16 protein-coding genes are annotated in these 19,093 nt (G+C 31.1%); 12 read left to right on the forward strand and 4 right to left on the reverse strand.

Going from position 1 to position 19,093, the window contains the following annotated elements:
- From OZP09_RS18545 to OZP09_RS18555, 3 genes are read left to right on the forward strand one after another with little or no spacing between them, the layout of a single operon-like run.
- Positions 1-1,275: an O-antigen translocase gene (locus tag OZP09_RS18545; protein WP_432419440.1), complete on the forward strand. Its 1,275-nt coding sequence runs from the start codon at positions 1-3 to the stop codon at positions 1,273-1,275.
- Between the two features lie 55 nt (positions 1,276-1,330).
- Positions 1,331-2,770 (forward strand): MBOAT family O-acyltransferase, encoded by a 1,440-nt coding sequence (locus tag OZP09_RS18550; RefSeq protein WP_281309798.1) that lies wholly within the window; start codon positions 1,331-1,333, stop codon positions 2,768-2,770.
- A complete protein-coding gene (locus tag OZP09_RS18555; RefSeq protein ID WP_281309799.1) occupies positions 2,770-3,696 on the forward strand; it encodes a hypothetical protein in 927 nt (308 codons plus the stop codon). Before OZP09_RS18550 ends, OZP09_RS18555 begins: the two co-directional genes overlap by 1 nt.
- A 2-nt stretch (positions 3,697-3,698) precedes the next feature.
- Here OZP09_RS18555 and OZP09_RS18560 read toward each other — a convergent pair whose 3' ends face one another.
- Positions 3,699-4,844 (reverse strand): glycosyltransferase, encoded by a 1,146-nt coding sequence (locus tag OZP09_RS18560; protein WP_281309800.1) that lies wholly within the window; start codon positions 4,842-4,844, stop codon positions 3,699-3,701.
- A gap of 92 nt (positions 4,845-4,936) precedes the next feature.
- Here OZP09_RS18560 and OZP09_RS18565 point away from each other — a divergent pair, with 92 nt between their 5' ends.
- Genes OZP09_RS18565 through OZP09_RS18575 form a run of 3 tightly spaced genes read left to right on the forward strand, consistent with a single transcriptional unit; the run spans position 4,937 to position 7,213 of the window.
- A complete protein-coding gene (locus OZP09_RS18565; RefSeq protein ID WP_281309801.1) occupies positions 4,937-5,725 on the forward strand; it encodes a glycosyltransferase family A protein in 789 nt (262 codons plus the stop codon).
- Positions 5,718-6,116, forward strand: coding sequence for a sugar 3,4-ketoisomerase (locus OZP09_RS18570; RefSeq protein ID WP_269235150.1), 399 nt, complete (start codon positions 5,718-5,720; stop codon positions 6,114-6,116). The genes OZP09_RS18565 and OZP09_RS18570 overlap by 8 nt, the downstream gene beginning before the upstream one ends.
- Positions 6,113-7,213 (forward strand): glycosyltransferase family 4 protein, encoded by a 1,101-nt coding sequence (locus OZP09_RS18575; protein ID WP_269235151.1) that lies wholly within the window; start codon positions 6,113-6,115, stop codon positions 7,211-7,213. Before OZP09_RS18570 ends, OZP09_RS18575 begins: the two co-directional genes overlap by 4 nt.
- On the opposite strand, the gene OZP09_RS18580 is transcribed toward OZP09_RS18575, so the two are convergent.
- Entirely contained in the window at positions 7,187-8,092 is a 906-nt protein-coding gene (locus OZP09_RS18580; RefSeq protein WP_269235152.1) for a glycosyltransferase family 2 protein, read from the reverse strand. The genes OZP09_RS18575 and OZP09_RS18580 overlap by 27 nt on opposite strands.
- A gap of 94 nt (positions 8,093-8,186) precedes the next feature.
- On the opposite strand from OZP09_RS18580, the gene OZP09_RS18585 reads away from it, so the two are divergent.
- Positions 8,187-9,023 (forward strand): class I SAM-dependent methyltransferase, encoded by an 837-nt coding sequence (locus tag OZP09_RS18585; RefSeq protein WP_269235153.1) that lies wholly within the window; start codon positions 8,187-8,189, stop codon positions 9,021-9,023.
- Positions 9,024-9,031: 8 nt separating this feature from the next.
- Here OZP09_RS18585 and OZP09_RS18590 read toward each other — a convergent pair whose 3' ends face one another.
- Positions 9,032-9,715, reverse strand: coding sequence for a cell division ATP-binding protein FtsE (locus OZP09_RS18590; RefSeq protein WP_223681068.1), 684 nt, complete (start codon positions 9,713-9,715; stop codon positions 9,032-9,034).
- 287 nt (positions 9,716-10,002) lie between these two features.
- Here OZP09_RS18590 and OZP09_RS18595 point away from each other — a divergent pair, with 287 nt between their 5' ends.
- The 3 genes from OZP09_RS18595 (at position 10,003) to OZP09_RS18605 (ending at position 15,831) form a co-directional block, all read left to right on the forward strand.
- Positions 10,003-13,017, forward strand: coding sequence for a tetratricopeptide repeat protein (locus OZP09_RS18595; protein ID WP_281309802.1), 3,015 nt, complete (start codon positions 10,003-10,005; stop codon positions 13,015-13,017).
- 72 nt (positions 13,018-13,089) lie between these two features.
- Positions 13,090-13,953 carry a PhzF family phenazine biosynthesis protein gene (locus OZP09_RS18600; RefSeq protein ID WP_281309803.1) on the forward strand — a complete coding sequence of 288 codons (864 nt, stop codon included), beginning with the start codon at positions 13,090-13,092 and terminating at the stop codon, positions 13,951-13,953.
- Positions 13,954-14,076: 123 nt separating this feature from the next.
- Positions 14,077-15,831 carry a TonB-dependent receptor gene (locus OZP09_RS18605; protein WP_269235155.1) on the forward strand — a complete coding sequence of 585 codons (1,755 nt, stop codon included), beginning with the start codon at positions 14,077-14,079 and terminating at the stop codon, positions 15,829-15,831.
- A 67-nt stretch (positions 15,832-15,898) separates the two neighbouring features.
- Here the strand turns inward: OZP09_RS18605 and OZP09_RS18610 are convergent, their stop codons facing one another.
- Complete coding sequence (locus OZP09_RS18610) at positions 15,899-16,444, reverse strand: DUF2911 domain-containing protein (protein ID WP_269235156.1); 546 nt, start codon at positions 16,442-16,444, stop codon at positions 15,899-15,901.
- 190 nt (positions 16,445-16,634) lie between these two features.
- On the opposite strand from OZP09_RS18610, the gene OZP09_RS18615 reads away from it, so the two are divergent.
- Positions 16,635-17,084, forward strand: coding sequence for a hypothetical protein (locus OZP09_RS18615; protein ID WP_269235157.1), 450 nt, complete (start codon positions 16,635-16,637; stop codon positions 17,082-17,084).
- A gap of 330 nt (positions 17,085-17,414) precedes the next feature.
- The gene (gene asnB, locus OZP09_RS18620) at positions 17,415-19,091 is read left to right on the forward strand and encodes an asparagine synthase B (RefSeq protein WP_269235158.1); all 1,677 of its coding nucleotides are present in this window, start codon (positions 17,415-17,417) and stop codon (positions 19,089-19,091) included.
- Positions 19,092-19,093 lie beyond the last annotated feature (2 nt).

Consider the following 19,093-nt stretch of genomic DNA (forward strand, 5'->3'; position numbering starts at 1 on the left):
ATGGGGTTTTTGAAAAACATATTCCAAACCGATTTATTTAAAATTACTTCGCTAAATAGTTTAAGTGTATTGTTAAGGATAGGGATTGGTGTGATTACTTCAAAATTATTAGCGATTTTTGTTGGAGCAAACGGAATGGCTCTGGTAGGTAATCTTAGGAACTTTACATCATTATTGGAAGGTATATCAACATTAGGATTTCAAAATGGAATTGTAAAATATGTAGCTGAATGCAAAGAGAAAAATGATCAACTCCAAAAACTTATTTCAACTGTTTTTATCAGCTTGTTGACAGTTGCAGTTATTTTGAGTTTTGCCATGTATTTTTTGTCAGGGTTTTGGAACAGTCAAATTTTTGGAACAGATATTCGATACCAGATAGTTTTTAAAGCAATAGCATTGGCTTTGCCATGGTATGCAGTTTCTGTTTTTTTACTTTCGCTAATTAATGGTTTAGGAAAGTTTAAGAAAGTAATTTGGATAAATATCATTGGAAATATAATAGGCTTACTGGTTTCAGTTATTATGATTTTAAATTTTAGAACATTGGGAGCCTTGCTTTCAATAGTTATTTCTCCTGCATTATTGTTTTTTGTTGCTTTTTACTTTGTAAATAAAGAATTCAATTTTTTCAGCATAATCCGATTTCGGTATGTTGATTTTCAAATTATAAAAAGCTTGTCTTCTTATTCCCTTATGGCTTTGGTTTCTTCGATTTTTGGACCATTAATATATCTAACCATACGAACAAACGTAATTGAAGTTGTTGGCTTGGAACATGCTGGTTTCTGGGAAACAATCACCAGGATTTCTACTTATTATATGATGTTTATTACGACCATATTATCGGTTTATTTTTTTCCAAAACTGGCTTCAGCTGAAAGTAGAGAAGATACTAAAAAAATTTTTTGGAGTTTTTACAAAAATATTTTGCCTTTTTTTGCCTTACTTTTATTAGTGATTTATTTGGTACGTTTTTTTATTATTAAGTTGCTTTTTACAAATGAATTTTTGCCGGTTACAACTTTATTCTTTTGGCAATTATTAGGAGACTTTCTAAAGGCGGCGTCATGGATTTTAGGATATCAGTTTTTAGCAAAAAAGATGACAAAAGCTTTTGTTTTTTCAGAAATTTTTTCGCTAGTTGTCTTATATTTTATGAGTAATTATTTGGTTACTCATTTAGGAATACAGGGAATAGTTATAGCTCATGCTCTCGAAAATTTTATTTACCTGTTGGTTCTGGTTATTTATTTTAGGAGAAGTTTATTTTAGATTATAATTATTTTGTTTAATAGTTATATTATTGACAAATATTAAAATTAATTACATGTTATTTAATTCAATAACTTTTGCTTTATTTTTTCTGGTTGTTTATCTCCTGTACTGGTTTGTTTTCAATAGAAATTTAAGACAGCAAAATCTATTTTTATTAACGGTAAGTTTATTCTTTTACAGCTTATGGGACTGGCGCTTTATAATACTATTGCTTTTTTCAATATGCTTAGATTTTTTTACAGGAAATAAGATTTATAAAAATTCAGGTAGTAAACTAAAAAAGAGATTATGGCTTTGGCTAAGTATACTGATTAATTTAGGTTTGCTGGGTTTTTTTAAATACTTCAATTTTTTTATTGATAATTTTTCTGGCTTTGTGACTCTTTTAGGCTTAAAACCTAATATTGGATTATTAGAAATAATTGTTCCAATAGGAATATCATTTTATACTTTTCACGGATTGTCTTATGTCATTGATATTTATAAAGAAAAAATAAAACCTGTAAATAGTTTTATTGATTATGCTCTTTTTGTTAGTTTTTTTCCTTTATTAGTAGCAGGGCCTATTGAAAGAGCAACACATCTTTTACCGCAGATTCAGCAAAACCGTTTTTTTAGCTACAATAAAGCTACTAATGGATTACGGCAGATATTATGGGGATTAGTAAAAAAAGTAGTAATAGGTGACACCTGTGGAGAATATGTAAATCTGATTTTTGACAACCCTTCTCATCACAATGGGAGTACTCTTTTTTTAGGAGCTTTATTATTTTCATTTCAAATATACGGTGACTTTTCAGGATATACAGATATTGCTCTGGGAACTGCCAGATTGTTAGGTATAGATTTGCTTCAGAATTTCTCTTATCCCTATTTTTCCAGGGATATTGCAGAATTTTGGAGACGTTGGCACATTTCTTTGTCAAGCTGGTTTAAAGATTATGTCTATATTCCGCTTGGAGGTTCCAGAGGTTCCAAAATACAGCAAGTCAGGAATGTTTTTATAATCTTTATGCTTATTGGGTTTTGGCATGGTGCAAATTGGACTTTTATTCTTTATGGTTTAATAAATTTTATATATTTCCTTCCTTTACTTTTGTTAAACAAAAATAGAAAAAATATAAAAATTGTGTCTGTTAATAATTTAAAATCAAAATTCATTACATTTTGCAATATTTTGTTGACTTTCGGATTGGTATCTTTTGCAAGAGTTTTTTTTAGATCTAAAAATTTGGAAGATGCATTTTTTTATTTTTCTAATATGTTTTCAAAATCATTATTCTCTTTTCCTGATATTTTTCCAAAAACGGTCTTTGCTCTTTTAATTTGTTTTATCTGCATTGAATGGCTTGGAAGAAAAGATTCATTTGCAATAGAAAAGATTTGTTTAAATTGGAAAAAACCTTTAAGAATTAGTTTTTATTATACTTTGGTGTTCTTGATTTTTTATCATATTGGTAAAGATTTTCAATTTATATATTTTCAATTTTAATGAATAAGTTTATAATTAAAACAATATTGTTTTTATTTCCTTTAATAGTAATATTATTGGGTATCGAATTGTTCTATAGATTCATACCAAACAACTATGTTGTTAAGAATCAAAATATACAAGAAAGATATAATGATATTGAGGTGTTAATTTTAGGCAATTCACATTCCTTTTATGGATTAAATCCTGTTTTCTTTGATAAACCAACCTTCAATTTGTCCAATATTAGTCAGACATTATACTTTGATAAGCTTTTATTTGAAAAACATTTTAAGAATTTAAAAAAACTTAAATATGTTATTTTGAATGTTGAATATACTGTGCTTAGTCAATTAGATGATACAAGTGAAGATACCTGGCGAAAATATTATTACCAATACTACATGGATTTACAAGTGCCCATAATTTCGAATTTAGATCCAAAACGTTTTTTTATTTCATCCACCAGAAATTTCAACACTAATATAAAGTTAGTTAAACGTTACTTCTTGGAAAAAACTATTGTAGATTGTGATGAAAATGGATTTGCATTAAATTATATCAAAGAAAATAGATTACAAAATATTAAAGAAATAGCTCCAGTTATCGTAACTAAACATGAAGATAATTCGGTTGATTTTACTAAAAATTTATCAAGGATTCAATCGATTATTGATATATGTAATACAAGGGATATAAAAGTGATTATTGTAAATATGCCCGTTTCCGGTTTTTATGCTAAAGGTTTGAATCAAAAAAAGTTAAATAAGATATTTGATTCCTGCATTTTATTTAAGAAGAAAAATTCAAATGTTGAGTATGTAAATTTATTTAAAGACAAAAGATTTCAAATTAATGACTTTTATGATCCGGATCATTTACATAATGAAGGGGCTAAGAAGTGTTCTATTATAATAAATGATATTATTAACAAAAATAAAGACTAATGTTAAAAAGTAGTTTCCCACATCTGAATATATTTTTGGGTAATTTTGATGTACTCATGCTCTGTTTCTATAAAAATTCTGGCTCGTTTTCCAATTGCTATTAATTCTGCAGGGTTTTCTATTAAAAATGATAATTCTTTGACTAGGTGATCTACATCAGGAATTGCATTTATGCAAACTCTGTCAGTTAGCTTATAATAGTTCATAAATTCAGTCTCTGCTCCAGTAAAGACTACTTTGCCTTTTGCCATTGCTTCTAATGCATTATACCCCTGATCATAGCCATAAACCTGATCTAAAAGAATATGTGCCTTATTGTAAATAGCTATATACTCGTTATATGGAATACTTCTGGTAATTATAGTTTCAACTTTTTGAGGATACTTTTTTGAAATAATTTCCAAAGCTTTTTCAAAATAAACAGTCCCTTTTTTGATACTGCTTCCAGTGTTAATACCTAAAAAAATTATAATTTTTTCTGAGGTCTCTAAATGTTTAAATTTTAGTTTATTAGTATTAACAGGGTTTGGAATTAAACAGGTTTGAAACCCCATTTTTTCCATTGGAATTTTATAATCTAAATCAGAAGTAACTATCTTGAGAACATTTTTGGTAACAAATTCAAATAAATTACGATAATTTTTTTGTGTGTATTTTAAAGAATATAAAAACTCTTTTTTCAATTTTGGATTATAAAGTAATGGAGTCAAAATGGAATATCGGAGTTCATTCTTCAATAAATAGTCAATAACTGGAGTTTCATCTCCGCAGACTAAAAGTATTGCTTTTTTATTTTGAGAAAATATCTTTTTAAACAAATGTTTAGAAAAAAAAGGGTAAGTTTCAATTGCATCCGAGTTGATTAACTGTACTATATCAAAATTCCTTAACTGTGGCAAAAATAAATAAAAACGGATGCCTCTTTCTAATTTCATCAAATCTATACTCAATATTTTACTGCAAAACCCAGAGAATTTTCGGGTAAGCCAATAATTAGTAAAAAAAAATGGTCTTACAGAAAAATCAACATCAAATTTTTTAAAATGATCTCCATCTCCAATAATATATGCATCGTGGCCTAATAGCTTTAATCCTTCTTTTAAAGAGTTATGTAATCTGCTGTATTCCCCAATTAAAAGTATTTTCATATGGCAACCATAAATTTTTATATTTGTGTAAATATACTATCAAATTGGGAAAAGAATTTAAAAAAGAGGATTTGGAAATTGTAATTTCAACAATGAATAGAACTAATTTAGATTTTCTAATTCCAATGTTTCCTTTTGGTCATTTTTCTGATTTTTCTATCCTGATAATTAATCAGACATCTGAAAATAATTTACTGAATTCGGATTTTTCCTCTGTTCAGGTAATCAATTCGTATGAAATTGGGCTTTCTAAGAGTCGGAATTTAGGATTAGAAATGAGTAAAAAAAGTATACTTTTAATTTCAGACGATGATGAAATTTTTAAAGAAGGATTTGATGTTTTAATAGTTGATACCTATAATAATTATCCTAATGCTGTTGTGGCTGGTTTTCAAATTGAAAATCCTGATGGAAATTTGTTCAGGAAATATTTAAAAGAGACCAAAAGCAATCTTACTAAATTTGATTTATTTGGCATTTTTTCTTCAGAAATAACTATAAATAAAGTGTTTTTGGAAAAAGTGAATGTTAAATTTGATACCAATTTTGGTTTGGGAGCCAACTTTTCAATGGGAGAGGAAGCTGTTTTTTTAATGGATTTAAAAAAAAAGAATCAACAATTGATTTATATGCCAAAAGTTATTGCAATAAATCCATCAATTACAACGACTGACAGATTAAATTTTGAGGAGAGGTATTACATACAAGGAGCATTTTTAGCCAGAGTTTTAAAAAGAAATTATAGATTTCATTTAGCAATAAAACTTTTTTTCGATTTAAAACAGCGAAAGTTAAAAATAACTCAAATTTCAAAAGCAATTAAAAATGCTAAATTAGGAAAAAAGGATTTTTATAAATTACAAAACAAAAAAAATGCTTGATAATATTCAATTAATAGACTTACCCGTAATAGAAGATGTTCGTGGTAATCTTGCATTTCTTCAAAATGATGTATTGCCGTTCGAGCTAAAGCGGGTTTATTACCTCTTTGATGTTCCTAGTAATGCCTATAGAGGAGGACATTCGCATATTGATCAGCAGTCAATTGTAATAGCACTAAGTGGTAGTTTTGAAGTTGTTCTTGATGATGGTTTTAAAAGAAAAAGTTTTTTTCTAAATAAGCCAAATATAGGTTTGCTAATCCCAACAGGAATTTGGAGGGAATTACAAAATTTTTCATCAGGAGCGGTTTGCCTTGCCGTGGCTTCTGATGTTTTTATCGAAGAAGATTATATTCGAGACTATAATGCTTTTTTAGCCACTAAAAAATGAAAATTTTATATATAACTTCCGTAGTTTCAACTTCCGGCGGTGTGGAAAAAATACTGGCTCAAAAATCGGATTATTTTGTGGAAAATGGTAATTACGAAATTTCGATTATTTACAATGAAGTTTTGGAAAGGCAGACTTTCTATCAATTTAATGAGAAAGTAAAGCTTAATAATTTAAGACTTAATAAGAAGTCTTTGTTTTATGTATTTAAATTTAGAAAAACTGTTAAGAAGATTATTAATAATTATTGTCCGGAGATAATTGTCGTTTCAGATAATGGATTGAAAGGCTTTCTGATTCCTTTGTTTATAAAAACTAAAGTCCCTGTTTTATTGGAGGTTCATGGTTCTAAAACTGAAATCATAAATAGAAAACATTCTTTGCTAAGATTTTTAAAAAGAAAAATACATTTACTAATTAAAACTTTTGCAATTACAAAATTCGATCGGGTAATATTTCTAAGTAAAAAAAGTGCTGCTGAATGGAATTTTTATAAAGCTAAAATTATTCCCAATTCATTGTGGTTTGAACCGAATTTGCAAAGTTCTCTAACTTCTAAAGTTGCCATTGCAATAGGAAGGCATTCTTATGAGAAAGGTTTAGATAGATTATTGCCAATTTGGAAAGAAGTAAGTAAACAAAATCCAGATTGGAAATTAAAAATTTACGGAGATTTTACGGAAGATACTACGTTTTTAAAAAATGAAATAGATAAACTGCAGCTTCAGGACATAGTTGATTTGTTATTACCTGTTAAAGATATTGAAAAAGTATACGAAGAGGCCTCAGTTTTTTTAATGACTTCAAGATTTGAAGGTTTTGGATTGGCACTTTTGGAAGCAATGTCTTTCGGTTTAGCAGTAATTTCCTTTGATTGCCCGATTGGTCCCGGTAACCTTATTGAGAATAATGTAGATGGAATTCTAATTCCGGATAATGATTCAGAATTATATATAAAAAGGCTTGATTTTTTAATTAAAAATAAGGAATTGCAAAATCAGTTAGCCAAGAATGCAGTAAAAAAGGCATCTGCTTTTTCAAAAATCGAAATTATGGACCTTTGGGAAGAATTATTTAAAGAAGTTCTGTCGAGATGATTTTAAATGGCAATAATACCCTAATTTATAAATATCGAACCAAAATAAAGAAGGTTTTTCAGAAAGTAAATTAGATTCTATTTTTGATTTTATTTTTGAAAATATATAAGCTGTAATGCTTGTTAGTTTTAGATTTTCCAATTTTTGCTGAACAGCAATTATCTTACTCTCTGTTGCTGATATTTTATTTGATTTTTCTAAAAGCACAAGATTTTCAAGAGCTGTTATTGTTTTTTTTAAAAATAATGATGAGTTTTCTAAATTCAAATGAAAAGCAGGGTTTTCGATGTGGGTTACCAAAATTTTATTGACTTCTAATTTCTTCAGAAAAGATAAGTCTTCATAACCGTATTTTGTTATAGTGGAGTCAAAAGGATGTTGCAAGAGTAGTTCTTTTTTTAATAATAAATTAGAAGTTAATGCTCTAATATTAGGTTTTTTTCTTCTGTTTTCTAAAGAAACATACTCTCTCTTATGACCATAAATCCAGCGTAAAAGTTGTTCCTTTTCCGGTCTCTTTGTTTCATATACTATTCCTCCAAAAATAGCAGGACTGTTATTATGTATATTTAAAATATAATTTTCTATAAAATTGGAATCTCTCGGAAACATATCAGAATCTAAAAATAGTAACCAGGAAAATGTAGCTTTGGATACCAGATAATTTCTGTTTTGTGCCCTTCCTAAATTGGTTGTATTTGAAGAAAAAGAGCAATTTTTTAATGTATTTATTTTATTGTTATCTACTAAAAAACTATTGGAACAATCATCCTGACATAAAATTTCAAATTTTATATTACAATTGAAGCACTGCTTTTGAAGTTCAAAAACAAGTGGAAATGCATTATAATTATAAACAGGAATAAGGATAGAAAGCATCAAAAACCGATTATTTAAATATATTTGTAAAGAAATGTTTTTTATTAAAACATGCTGTAAATATATTATCAATTTTGAATTCTAAAAAAACAAAATGAATTTAAGAAGTATTTATTATTCCCTTTCGCCAAAATCAAGATTTCTGGTTAGAAAAATATATTATTATCCGGTTGATATTGTTGATAATATTTTGGGAAAGAAAAATAAGTATGTTCCCAATAAAGGAGATATTTTTATTGGATCTGGCAATTTTTTAGCACAAGGAAAGCATCATCTTGAACTCCTAAATAAGTATGCAGATCTTAAGGAAGACCATTCAGTACTGGATATTGGCTGCGGAATTGGCAGAGCTGCTGTTGCACTGACCCAATATTTGTCAGTAGAAGCTAAATATGAAGGATTTGATGTTGTTGAAAAAGGAATAATTTGGTGTAAAAAACATATTACCAATGACTATCCTAATTTTAATTTTCGATACATTCCTTTAAACAATGATTTGTATCACTTTACTGATGATAAGGCTGAAAATTTTGTTTTTCCTTATGAAGATAATTCTTTTGATACAATATTTTTGTTTTCAGTTTTCACACACATGCAGCCTTTAGAAGTACAAAATTATTTTAATGAAATTCAAAGGGTTTTGAAGCCAGGTGGAAAATGTCTTGGGACTTTCTTTTTATATAATGATGAAAATGAAGAAGCGATTTCAAGCAAAAAAAACAAAATCAATTTTCCTTATGAACGTGAGAATTACAGGCTGATGAATGAAAAAGTACCTTCTGCCAATATCGCTTTCGATGAAAAGTATATTGACAAAATGATAAAAATTGCAGATCTAAAACTGGAAAATAAAATATATGGAAACTGGTCAAAAAGAACCTGTGAAGGTTTATTTGATTTTCAGGATATTTTAGTATTTAAAAAAGAGTAGAGGAAAGTTTATACACTTCGCTGCACAACCTCAAAAATTCTTTCATCTTCGCATTTCAGAGTTTTAGATGGGAATTTCATCAGTAATGCATAATCATGTGTCGCCATAATAATGGTTTTTCCGTTGGCATTGATTTTTTTCAATACTTCTAAAACTTCAGAACTTGTTTGCGGATCAAGGTTTCCGGTTGGTTCATCGGCAAGGATAAACTCAGGGTCGTTTAATAAAGCTCTCGCAATCGCCACCCTTTGTTGTTCTCCTCCAGAAAGCTGATGCGGCATTTTGTTCAGGAAATCTTTCATACCTACTTTATCCAGAACTTCGTCGATTTTATGCTGCATAGCTTCTTTTTCTACCCAGCCTGTTGCTTTAAGCACAAATAACATATTATCTTTTACAGTTCTGTCCGGAAGTAATTTGAAATCCTGAAATACAATTCCGATTTTACGTCTCAGATACGGAATCTGGCTTTCTTTTAAATTAGCTAAATCAAATTCAACAATATGTCCTTCACCTTCAGAAAGAGGTAAATCACCATATAAAGTTTTCATGAAACTACTTTTTCCGGAACCTGTTTTTCCAATTATGTAGATAAATTCGCCATGCTCAACTTCTAAATTGATATGTGATAAAATTCTTCTTCCTTCCTGAAATATAGTGACATCTTTAAGGGATAGTACGGTTTCTGACATGATAAAATTGATTTGAATGTAAAAGTAATAAGTTAACGGTTGGATTCAAAATAAATTTTAATCATTTAAACAGAAAAATATTTCATAGCCAAAAGTATAGAAAGATCTACTTTATCACTAAACTATCTTATTCTAAACGAATTGGTTTGGGAAATTTACAAACCGTATTTTGAGGCTTATAAAGCATAAAAAATTAAAAACTTAAAACTTTTGTTCATAATAAAAGCTTAAAACGTTTCGTTATAAACGGTATAAAATGATACATTTGAATACTAAATATAATTAAAATGCGTAAAATTTTCTGGTTCTTTTTAATACCATTCGTCCTTTTTTCGGCTATGGTTTCGGCACAAAAATCAGCCATATATACCTACGAATTAAAGGATTTTGATAAAGCACTGGCTTTATATAATGACAAACAATATGCTTCGGCCCAGCATATTTTTCAAAATGTGAAAAATGAGGCCACGACAGAAGAAGTTAAATCAGATTGTGCGTATTACATCGCCAATTGCGCGATAAGAACGAATCAGGCAAATGCTGATGAATTAATGGAAAGATTTGTTGAAGATTATCCAACAAGTACCAAGCAAAACCAGGCCTATATTGAGGTTGCGCATTATTTCTTTGAGCAGGGAGATTATCCAAAAGCACTGCAATGGTTTGACAGGGTTGATGAAAGTTACATGAGTAAATCTGATCTGGATAAATTTAATTTCCAAAAAGGATACAGTTATTTCAATGCCAAAAAGAAAAAAGAAGCCACAACATATTTTAATAAAGTCGTGAATTCTCCTGAATTTGGTTCGCAAGCCAAATATTATTTAGGTTTTATGGCTTATGAAGGCGATGATTACAAAGAAGCAACTAAATATTTTGATGAGGTTTCGGGCGAAGAAAAATACAAGGAAAAGCTATCCTATTTTCAGGCTGATATGAATTTTAAATTAGGAAATTTTCAAAAAGCAATCGAGCTGGGACAAGCGGCAATGGCGAAGTCGAATGCACTTGAAAAGTCTGAATTGAATAAAATTATTGGCGAAAGCTATTTCAATCTAAAACAATACGGTAAAGCGATTCCATATCTGGAGCAATACGCAGGACGAAAAGGAAAATGGAATAATACCGATTTCTACCAGTTAGGGTATGCGTATTACGAGCAAAAAGACTACGAAAAAGCGATTTCCCAATTCAATAAAATCATTGAAGGTAAAGATTTTGTAGCGCAGAACGCCTATTATCATTTAGGTTTGGCTTATCTGAATACAGGTAAAAAACAAGAAGCTTTAAATGCGTTTAAAAATGCTTCTGAAATGGATTTTAATGCTCAAATACAGGAAGATGCAGCTTTAAATTATGCTAAATTAAGCTATGATATCGGGAATCAATACCAAACTGTTCCGGGGATTTTGCTTGATTTCCTTAAAAAATATCCAAATAATTCAAGCCGTTCAGAAGTTGAAAAATTATTGGTGGATTCTTATATTTCAACTAAAAATTACAAAGAAGCTTTGGTTTTATTAGAAAAAAACAGAACTCCGGAAAATAAATTAGCGTACCAAAAAGTACTTTTTTACAGAGGTTTAGAATTATATAACGAGTCGAATTATACTGAAGCGTTAAAAATGTTCAATGGTGCTGTTAAAGAACAAAAGAACCCTGAATTTACAGCCCGTGCTACTTTCTGGAAAGCAGAGTCTGAGTATGTAACCGATGATTTTAGAAATGCATTATTGAGTTATAAACAGTTCGCAGGTTTAGCTGCGGCTAAAGAAACAGACGAATATAAAAACATTAATTATAATATTGGGTACACGTATTTTAAACTGAAAGAATACGATCAGGCAGGAAATTCATTTCAGGCTCAGATTGATAATGCTCCCGGTGATAAAGTTCGTTTAAACGATTCATATTTGCGTTTAGGAGATTGCCGATTTGTAACTTCAAAATATGCCCAGGCAATGGAGGCCTATGGAAAAGCAATCAGTGCAAAAGGTGTTGATGCGGATTATGCACAGTTTCAAAGAGCGATTTCTTATGGATTCATGTCCAGAAATGACAAGAAAATTGACGAGTTAAATAATTTTCTTCAGATGTATAAAAAATCCGAATATCGTGATGATGTTTTGTTCGAATTAGCAAATACGTATGTGGCTGATAAAAAGAACGATCAGGCTATTAAAACTTATGATCAGCTGATTTCAGAATATAAAAACGGGTCGTTTACTTCAAAATCAATTTTAAGACAAGGTTTGATTTATTACAATTCAGATCGCGACGAACAGGCTTTGACAAAATTCAAAAAAGTAGCTGCTGAATTCCCAAAAACTCCCGAGGCTTTGGAAGCAGTTTCTACAGCGAGATTAATTTATGTTGATTCCGGAAAAGTAGATGAATATGCAACATGGGTTCGAACGCTGGATTTTGTTTCAGTTACAGATGCCGAGCTAGACAATGATACTTATGATGCTGCTTTCAAGCAATACAGTCAAAACAATAGTAAACAGGCAATTACCGGTTTTTCAGGTTATGTAAGCAAATTTCAATCAGGACTACATTCATTAGAAGCTAATTTTTATCTGGCACAATTGCTTTATGCAGAAGGCTCAGAAACAAAGTCAATTTCAAATTATCAATATGTAATAGGACAGCCGAGAAATGAATTTACGGAACAATCACTAAATAAACTGGCTCAGATTTTCCTGAAAGCAAAAGATTGCGATAAAGCAATTCCGGTTTTAGTTCGCTTAACCGAAGAATCTGATTCTGCTCAGAATCAGAATTTTGCTCAGGCTAATTTGATGAAATGTTATTATGATAAAAAAGATTATAATAATTCGGTTGTGTATGCTGATAAAGTTTTACAAAATGCAAAAGCAGATGCTAACGTAAAAGCAGATGCACAAATTATAGTGGCAAGGGCAGCAATGCAAAGCGGAGATGAAGATAAAGCAAAAGCAGCTTATGCGAAATTATCAACAACATCAAAAGGAGAATTAGCAGCAGAGGCTTTGTATTATGACGCTTATTTTAAAACAAAAGAAGGCAAATTTGATGCTTCGAATGTATCAGTTCAGAAATTAGCAAAAAACTATTCGGCATACAAATATTATGGAGCGAAGAGTTTGGTTCTAATGGCGAAAAACTTTTACGGATTAAAAGACAGCTATCAGGCAACGTATATTCTGGATAACGTAATCAATAATTTTACAGATTATCCGGATGTGGTTGAAGAAGCGAAAACAGAGCTAAACGCAATCAAACTGGAAGAGTCTAAAACGAATTCGTCTATCAACAAATAATGTAATGTAAGATGTGAAATGTAAGCACAAACGCATTTTACATCTCACAAATAACATTTCACAATAAAAATTATGAGTTTACCTTTTTATATAGTTGATGTTTTTACAGATAAAAAATATGCCGGAAATCAGTTGGCTGTTTTTTTAGATGCCGGAAATCTCAGTTTAGAAGAAATGCAAAAGATCGCAAGTGAAATTAATTTTGCCGAAAGCACTTTTGTTACCAAATTGGATAAAGAAAATAATAAAGCCGATATTAAAATATTTGCACCATCTCAGGAAATGATGTTTGCTGGTCATCCGGTAATTGGAACTTCATGGGTTTTAATGAATAAAATATTAGATAATTCACCAGTTGGAATTAAGCTGAATGTCCCAATTGGGCCAATTGAAATTCATCAGAAAGAAGATTTGATTTGGCTCAAATCTGCACAGCCTAAATTTTGGGATATTTTTTCGAAGGAATATTTTACATTATTCACTAATCTGAAAAATAGCGATTTTGAAAATCAGTTCCCAATTCAGGAAGTGACGACCGGTAGCGCCTTTGTACTGGTTGGATTAAGTAGTAAAAGAGCATTAGAAAGCTTGGTTCTGGATAAAGATAAAACAGATGAATGGCTGAAAAAGCATTGTAAAACAACACATCAGGCTTTATATTTTTATTATCTGGAAGGCGAAAAATTGTTTAGCAGATTGATGTATATAGAACATAATCAACTAATGGAGGATGCGGCTACTGGCAGCGCGAGTACATGCTTGCAGGCTTATCTTTTAAAAAATCATAAACCGGAATTAGAATTAATCAATTATCAGGGGGATTATATACACCGTCCTTCGCAAATTTATTTTAAAGGGAAATTAACCGGAAATGAATTTGATATTAAAATAGGCGGAAAAACCCGGTTTATTGCAAAAGGCCAATGGGAAGTCTGATAATTAGAGAATTTAAGAATTAGAAAATTAGATAACAGAATATAATAGAATTGTAAAATGTAAAAAGTAAGCTCAAAAGCATTTTACATTTGACAGAATACATTTTACAAAAAAGTATAAAATATGAAAATTAATTTCCAGAATAAAACCATCATTTTGATTTTGCTGTTTGTTTTTCAGTTTTCACTTGCCCAAAAGAAAAATGAAAATATTGGAACAGAAACAGTAAACGTAGTTAAACCCTATTCGCCTACTATATCAGATGCTGATAAAGTAAAAGAAACCCCATCGCTTGATGATTCGGGAAATCAGCCAAAAGAAACTATAAAATACAGTATTTTGTCAGTTCCTGTGGCTTCGACTTTTACACCTTCAAAAGGAAAAGCTGCCAACGTAGAAAAATCAAAACAGGAACGTTTGTTTAATAATTATGCGACTGTGGGTGTTGGAAATTACAGTTCGCTTAATGCTGAATTGTTTGTGAATCAGGATTTAGGAAATAATGATTTTGTATCAGGGATGCTTCGCCATCATTCATCGCAAGGCGGAATTAAAGATGTGCTTCTGAATGATGAATTTTATGATACAGCATTAAACGTTGGATATGGTCAATACAACCGGGATATGTCATGGAATGTGGAATTAGGATATCAAAATCAAATTTACAACTGGTACGGACTACCGAAGGATTTTGGAGCATCTTTGATTCCTCAGGATCGTCTTGATTTAATAGATAAAATTAATCCCGGACATACTTACAACACCATTTCATTAGGAGGGAATTTTGAATTCAATGAAAGTGTTTTTAGTAAAGTAGCAACAAAATTTACGCACTTTTCGGATAGTTTTTCTTCCTCAGAAAATCGTTTTTATCTGAAACCGACTTTTAAAGTGGATGTGATGGACCAGTCAGTCAATACAAACGTGATTATTGACCACGTAAGCGGAAGTTTTGAAAATAATTATTTTAAAACAAATACAGATCCTGTAAAATATAGTCTGACCAATTTTGGAATTGAACCAAGTTTTGTGGTCAATGAAAACGACTGGACTTTAGAGTTAGGAGCAGGATTATATTATGCTTTGGATTCTGAAAATAGTGGGAACAAGTTTTATATCTATCCAAAAGTAAATGCTTCATATAAATTAGTTGGAGATTTAATGATCTTTTACACAGGAGTAAATGGAACCTTAACTCAGAATTCGTATGCCGATTTTGTAGCTGAAAATCCGTTTTTATCGCCAACATTAAATATGACACCATCAAGTACTCAATATAATGTTTTTGCTGGTTTAAAAGGGAAACTGGCTAACAACGTCAACTATAATCTGACAGGTTCTTACCTAAATGAAAAAAACAAAGCTTTGTTTAAAAGCAATGATTATACGGAAGATTTTTCAAACGAAAGTTATGCTTATGGAAATTCTTTTGGGGTTGTTTATGAAGACATCAGAACATTTCGTTTCTATGGAGAATTAAAAGCTGATTTCTCTGAAAATGTGACTTTTGGAGTCAACGGAACTTTTAATAGTTATAAAACGGATGAGCCTCTAGAAGCATGGAACCTGCCAACAATCAAGTTAGGTTCTAATCTTGACGTGAACATAACAAAACAATGGTATGCTGGTTTAAACGTTTTTTATGTAGGAGAGCGTAAGGATATGCAGTCAAATCTTGATTTAGTTACGGATCCGGCTGTAGTTACCTTGAAAGGCTATTTTGATGCCAATGCACATTTGGGATACAAATTTAGTGAACGTCTGACTTTCTTCTTAAAGCTGAATAACATTGGAAATCAGGCTTATGAAAAATGGCTAAATTATCCTGTTCAGGGATTCCAGGTGTTAGGTGGAGCGAACTACAAATTTGATTTCTAATCAAAAAAATAATATAAAAAAATAGCTTCCGATCTGGAAGCTATTTTTTTTGTAACTAAAAATATTTTTATTCCGTAAAAGGAATAGCAACTCTTAATTTATCCCAGCCTAAGTTTAAAACAACTCCTTTATCACCTTTTGTAAAAACCATTGAGAAAGCTTCTAAAGAATCTGTAGCTTGTGTTACAGGAACTTTCAATCTGGCTACATCGTTTGCTTCTTTATAAGAATAAGATCCCCAAACATTTAAATCTTTACTGATTATAATAGTGATATTGTCTTTTTCAGGAAGGGTAAATAAAGTATAACTACCTGCTTTTATCTTTTTATCTCCTAATTTCATGTCCTTATAGAAAGTGATTTCTGGTGCCTCATTTGCTCCAGTTCGCCATACTTTTCCTTCTGGAACAAGTTCGCTTAATGCACGCCCTTTTAGTTGTGGTCTGCTGTAAGTAATTTTTACAATTTTCGCAGCTTCTTTATAATCGTTAGGGTAAGCTGCTGCATCCATTGGACTTTTGTCTAAGTCAGGAAATTTTTGAGCATTGGCATTTAAAGATAAAAGCATTGTAAATGCAATTGCAATTGTGGTAATAATTGTAGATCTTTTCATAATGATAGTTAAAATTAATGAGTGCTAAAATTAGAGATTGTTTGTCAAAAAATAAAAAACATCGTGTTAATTTTTTACCGTGAACAAAATCGACTTAAATTGCTATGTAGTAAATAAAATTAGGATTGTTTCAGATCTGTAAACTAAAACCTTTGCATCTTTGTAACTTAAAAAACCTAGTATCTTTAAAATGACTTTCAAACAAAAAATACATTCTCATTATATGCAAATGGTCCAGGACCGAATCGATGTTTTCAGGGATATGATTTCAAATCTGACCGAAGATTCTAAAAATGATGCAAAAGGTTCAGCCGGAGATAAACACGAAACAGCATTGTCCATGATGCATATCGAGCAGGAAAAACTGACTAATAAGCTAAAAGAAGCAATTGCTCAAAAAGCAGTTTTAGATAAAATTGATGCTTCAAAAACAACAGAAAATATTATTTCCGGTAGTCTGGTAAAAGCTAACGGAATTTATTTGTACCTGAGTGTTGCCCTTCCAAAAATTGCAATTGACGGAATAAATGTTATTGCGCTTTCTCCACAATCTCCTTTGGGTGTCCATTTGATGGGAAATAGGGTTGGTTTTCAGTTTGAGATTAATAAGACGCATTATACAATTGAGAGTGTAGAGTAAAAAGATTCGGCTCAATCTGTCATTCCTAGGCACGAGGACACGAGCGATATCGAACTGGCGAAGCAATCTTCGCAAGTAATTCGACAAAGATTGGCATAAAATTTAAAGTTAATTGTTCAGGAAGAGATTACTTTTTAAACCAGTTTTATCTTCAAGATTAAAATTTTAAAGTTTGAGTCTTTTTTTGATGTTAAAATTTTACATTTAGTATGTAAATTGATTATTTCGATTGTTATTTGTAATTGATATTGCTATTTGTGTTTTTCAATTGTAACTAATACTCCATCTTTGCCCTATCAAAATAAAATTAAAAAGAAAAAATATAAAATTATGTGTGGAATTGTATGTGCCTTTGACTTAAAGCAAAAAGCCGAAACCTTAAGACCTCAAGTATTAGAAATGTCTAAAATCATTCGTCACCGCGGACCGGACTGGAGCGGAATTTACAGTAATGACAAAGCAATTCTTTCTCATGAGCGTTTGGCAATTGTTGATCCGGCTTCTGGAAAACAACCATTGTTTACAGAAGACAAAAAACTGGTTTTAGCTGCAAATGGCGAAATCTACAACCACAGAGAGCTTCGTAAACAATTTGCAGGAAAATATAACTTTCAGACTGAAAGTGACTGCGAAGTTATTTTGGCTCTTTACAAAGAAAAAGGACCTCATTTTGTTGATGAAATGAACGGAATCTTCGGATTTGCAATTTATGATGTTGATAAGGATGAGTATTTCATTGCTCGTGACCACATGGGAATTATTCCATTATACATTGGTTGGGATCAAAACGGGACTTTCTATGTTGCTTCAGAATTGAAAGCTTTAGAAGGATATTGTACAAAAATCGAGTTATTCCCTCCAGGACATTATATGACTAGTAAGGACGGTGAATTTGTGCAATGGTACAAAAGAGACTGGACAGAATATGATGCTGTAAAAGATAACGAAACTAGTATTCCTGCGATTAAAGAAGCGTTGGAAGCTGCGGTTCACAGACAATTGATGAGTGATGTTCCTTACGGAGTTTTACTTTCAGGCGGTTTAGATTCTTCTATTACATCGGCTGTAGCCAAAAAATTTGCGCAAAAACGTATTGAGTCTGATGATACTACTGATGCCTGGTACCCACAATTGCACTCTTTCTCAGTTGGTCTGGAGGGTTCTCCTGATTTAGCTGCAGCAAGAAAAGTAGCAGATCATATCGGAACCATTCACCACGAAATTAAATTTACAATTCAGGAAGGTTTAGATGCTGTTCGCGATGTAATTTATAACCTTGAAACGTATGATGTAACGACAGTAAGAGCTTCCACTCCAATGTGGTTAATGGCGAGAGTTATCAAATCAATGGGAATCAAAATGGTGCTTTCAGGAGAAGGTGCGGATGAGTTATTTGGAGGTTATTTATATTTCCATAAAGCGCCAAACGCAAGAGAATTTCACGAAGAAAACGTTCGTAAATTAGGTAAACTTCATATGTATGACTGTTTACGTGCTAACAAAAGTTTAGCTGCCTGGGGAATCGAAGGGCGTGTGCCTTTCTTAGATAAAGAATTTATGGATGTTGCTATGCGGATCAACCCACAGGATAAAATGATCAACAAAGAGCACCCGATGGAAAAATGGGTAGTTCGTAAAGCTTTTGAAGACATGCTTCCTGAAAGTGTTGCATGGAGACAAAAAGAACAATTTTCTGATGGGGTAGGATACAGCTGGATCGATACTTTGAAAGAAGTAGTTGCAAGAGAGGTTTCAGATGAGCAATTAGCAAACGCGAGATTCAAATTTCCGTTACAGACTCCAACTTCAAAAGAAGAGTATTATTATCGTTCTATTTTTACAGAACACTTTCCAAGTGATGCAGCGGCATTATGCGTTCCTCAGGAAGCGAGTGTGGCTTGTAGTACAAAAATTGCTTTGGAGTGGGATGAAGCTTTCAAAAACATGAATGATCCTTCTGGAAGAGCGGTTGCGAGTGTACATGATGATGCATATCAAAAATCATAATA

The organism is Flavobacterium flavigenum (assembly GCF_027111255.2).
GTDB classification, from domain to species: domain Bacteria; phylum Bacteroidota; class Bacteroidia; order Flavobacteriales; family Flavobacteriaceae; genus Flavobacterium; species Flavobacterium flavigenum.

Excerpts from the sequence above, each read along its gene's own strand:
- OZP09_RS18545 (WP_432419440.1), top strand. The coding sequence starts at position 1 with ATGGGGTTTTTGAAAAACATATTCCAAACCGATTTATTTAAAATTACT.
- OZP09_RS18550 (WP_281309798.1), top strand. The coding sequence starts at position 1,331 with ATGTTATTTAATTCAATAACTTTTGCTTTATTTTTTCTGGTTGTTTAT.
- OZP09_RS18555 (WP_281309799.1), top strand. The coding sequence starts at position 2,770 with ATGAATAAGTTTATAATTAAAACAATATTGTTTTTATTTCCTTTAATA.
- OZP09_RS18560 (WP_281309800.1), bottom strand. The coding sequence starts at position 4,844 with ATGAAAATACTTTTAATTGGGGAATACAGCAGATTACATAACTCTTTA.
- OZP09_RS18565 (WP_281309801.1), top strand. The coding sequence starts at position 4,937 with ATGAATAGAACTAATTTAGATTTTCTAATTCCAATGTTTCCTTTTGGT.
- OZP09_RS18570 (WP_269235150.1), top strand. The coding sequence starts at position 5,718 with ATGCTTGATAATATTCAATTAATAGACTTACCCGTAATAGAAGATGTT.
- OZP09_RS18575 (WP_269235151.1), top strand. The coding sequence starts at position 6,113 with ATGAAAATTTTATATATAACTTCCGTAGTTTCAACTTCCGGCGGTGTG.
- OZP09_RS18580 (WP_269235152.1), bottom strand. The coding sequence starts at position 8,092 with ATGCTTTCTATCCTTATTCCTGTTTATAATTATAATGCATTTCCACTT.
- OZP09_RS18585 (WP_269235153.1), top strand. The coding sequence starts at position 8,187 with ATGAATTTAAGAAGTATTTATTATTCCCTTTCGCCAAAATCAAGATTT.
- OZP09_RS18590 (WP_223681068.1), bottom strand. The coding sequence starts at position 9,715 with ATGTCAGAAACCGTACTATCCCTTAAAGATGTCACTATATTTCAGGAA.
- OZP09_RS18595 (WP_281309802.1), top strand. The coding sequence starts at position 10,003 with ATGCGTAAAATTTTCTGGTTCTTTTTAATACCATTCGTCCTTTTTTCG.
- OZP09_RS18600 (WP_281309803.1), top strand. The coding sequence starts at position 13,090 with ATGAGTTTACCTTTTTATATAGTTGATGTTTTTACAGATAAAAAATAT.
- OZP09_RS18605 (WP_269235155.1), top strand. The coding sequence starts at position 14,077 with ATGAAAATTAATTTCCAGAATAAAACCATCATTTTGATTTTGCTGTTT.
- OZP09_RS18610 (WP_269235156.1), bottom strand. The coding sequence starts at position 16,444 with ATGAAAAGATCTACAATTATTACCACAATTGCAATTGCATTTACAATG.
- OZP09_RS18615 (WP_269235157.1), top strand. The coding sequence starts at position 16,635 with ATGACTTTCAAACAAAAAATACATTCTCATTATATGCAAATGGTCCAG.
- asnB (WP_269235158.1), top strand. The coding sequence starts at position 17,415 with ATGTGTGGAATTGTATGTGCCTTTGACTTAAAGCAAAAAGCCGAAACC.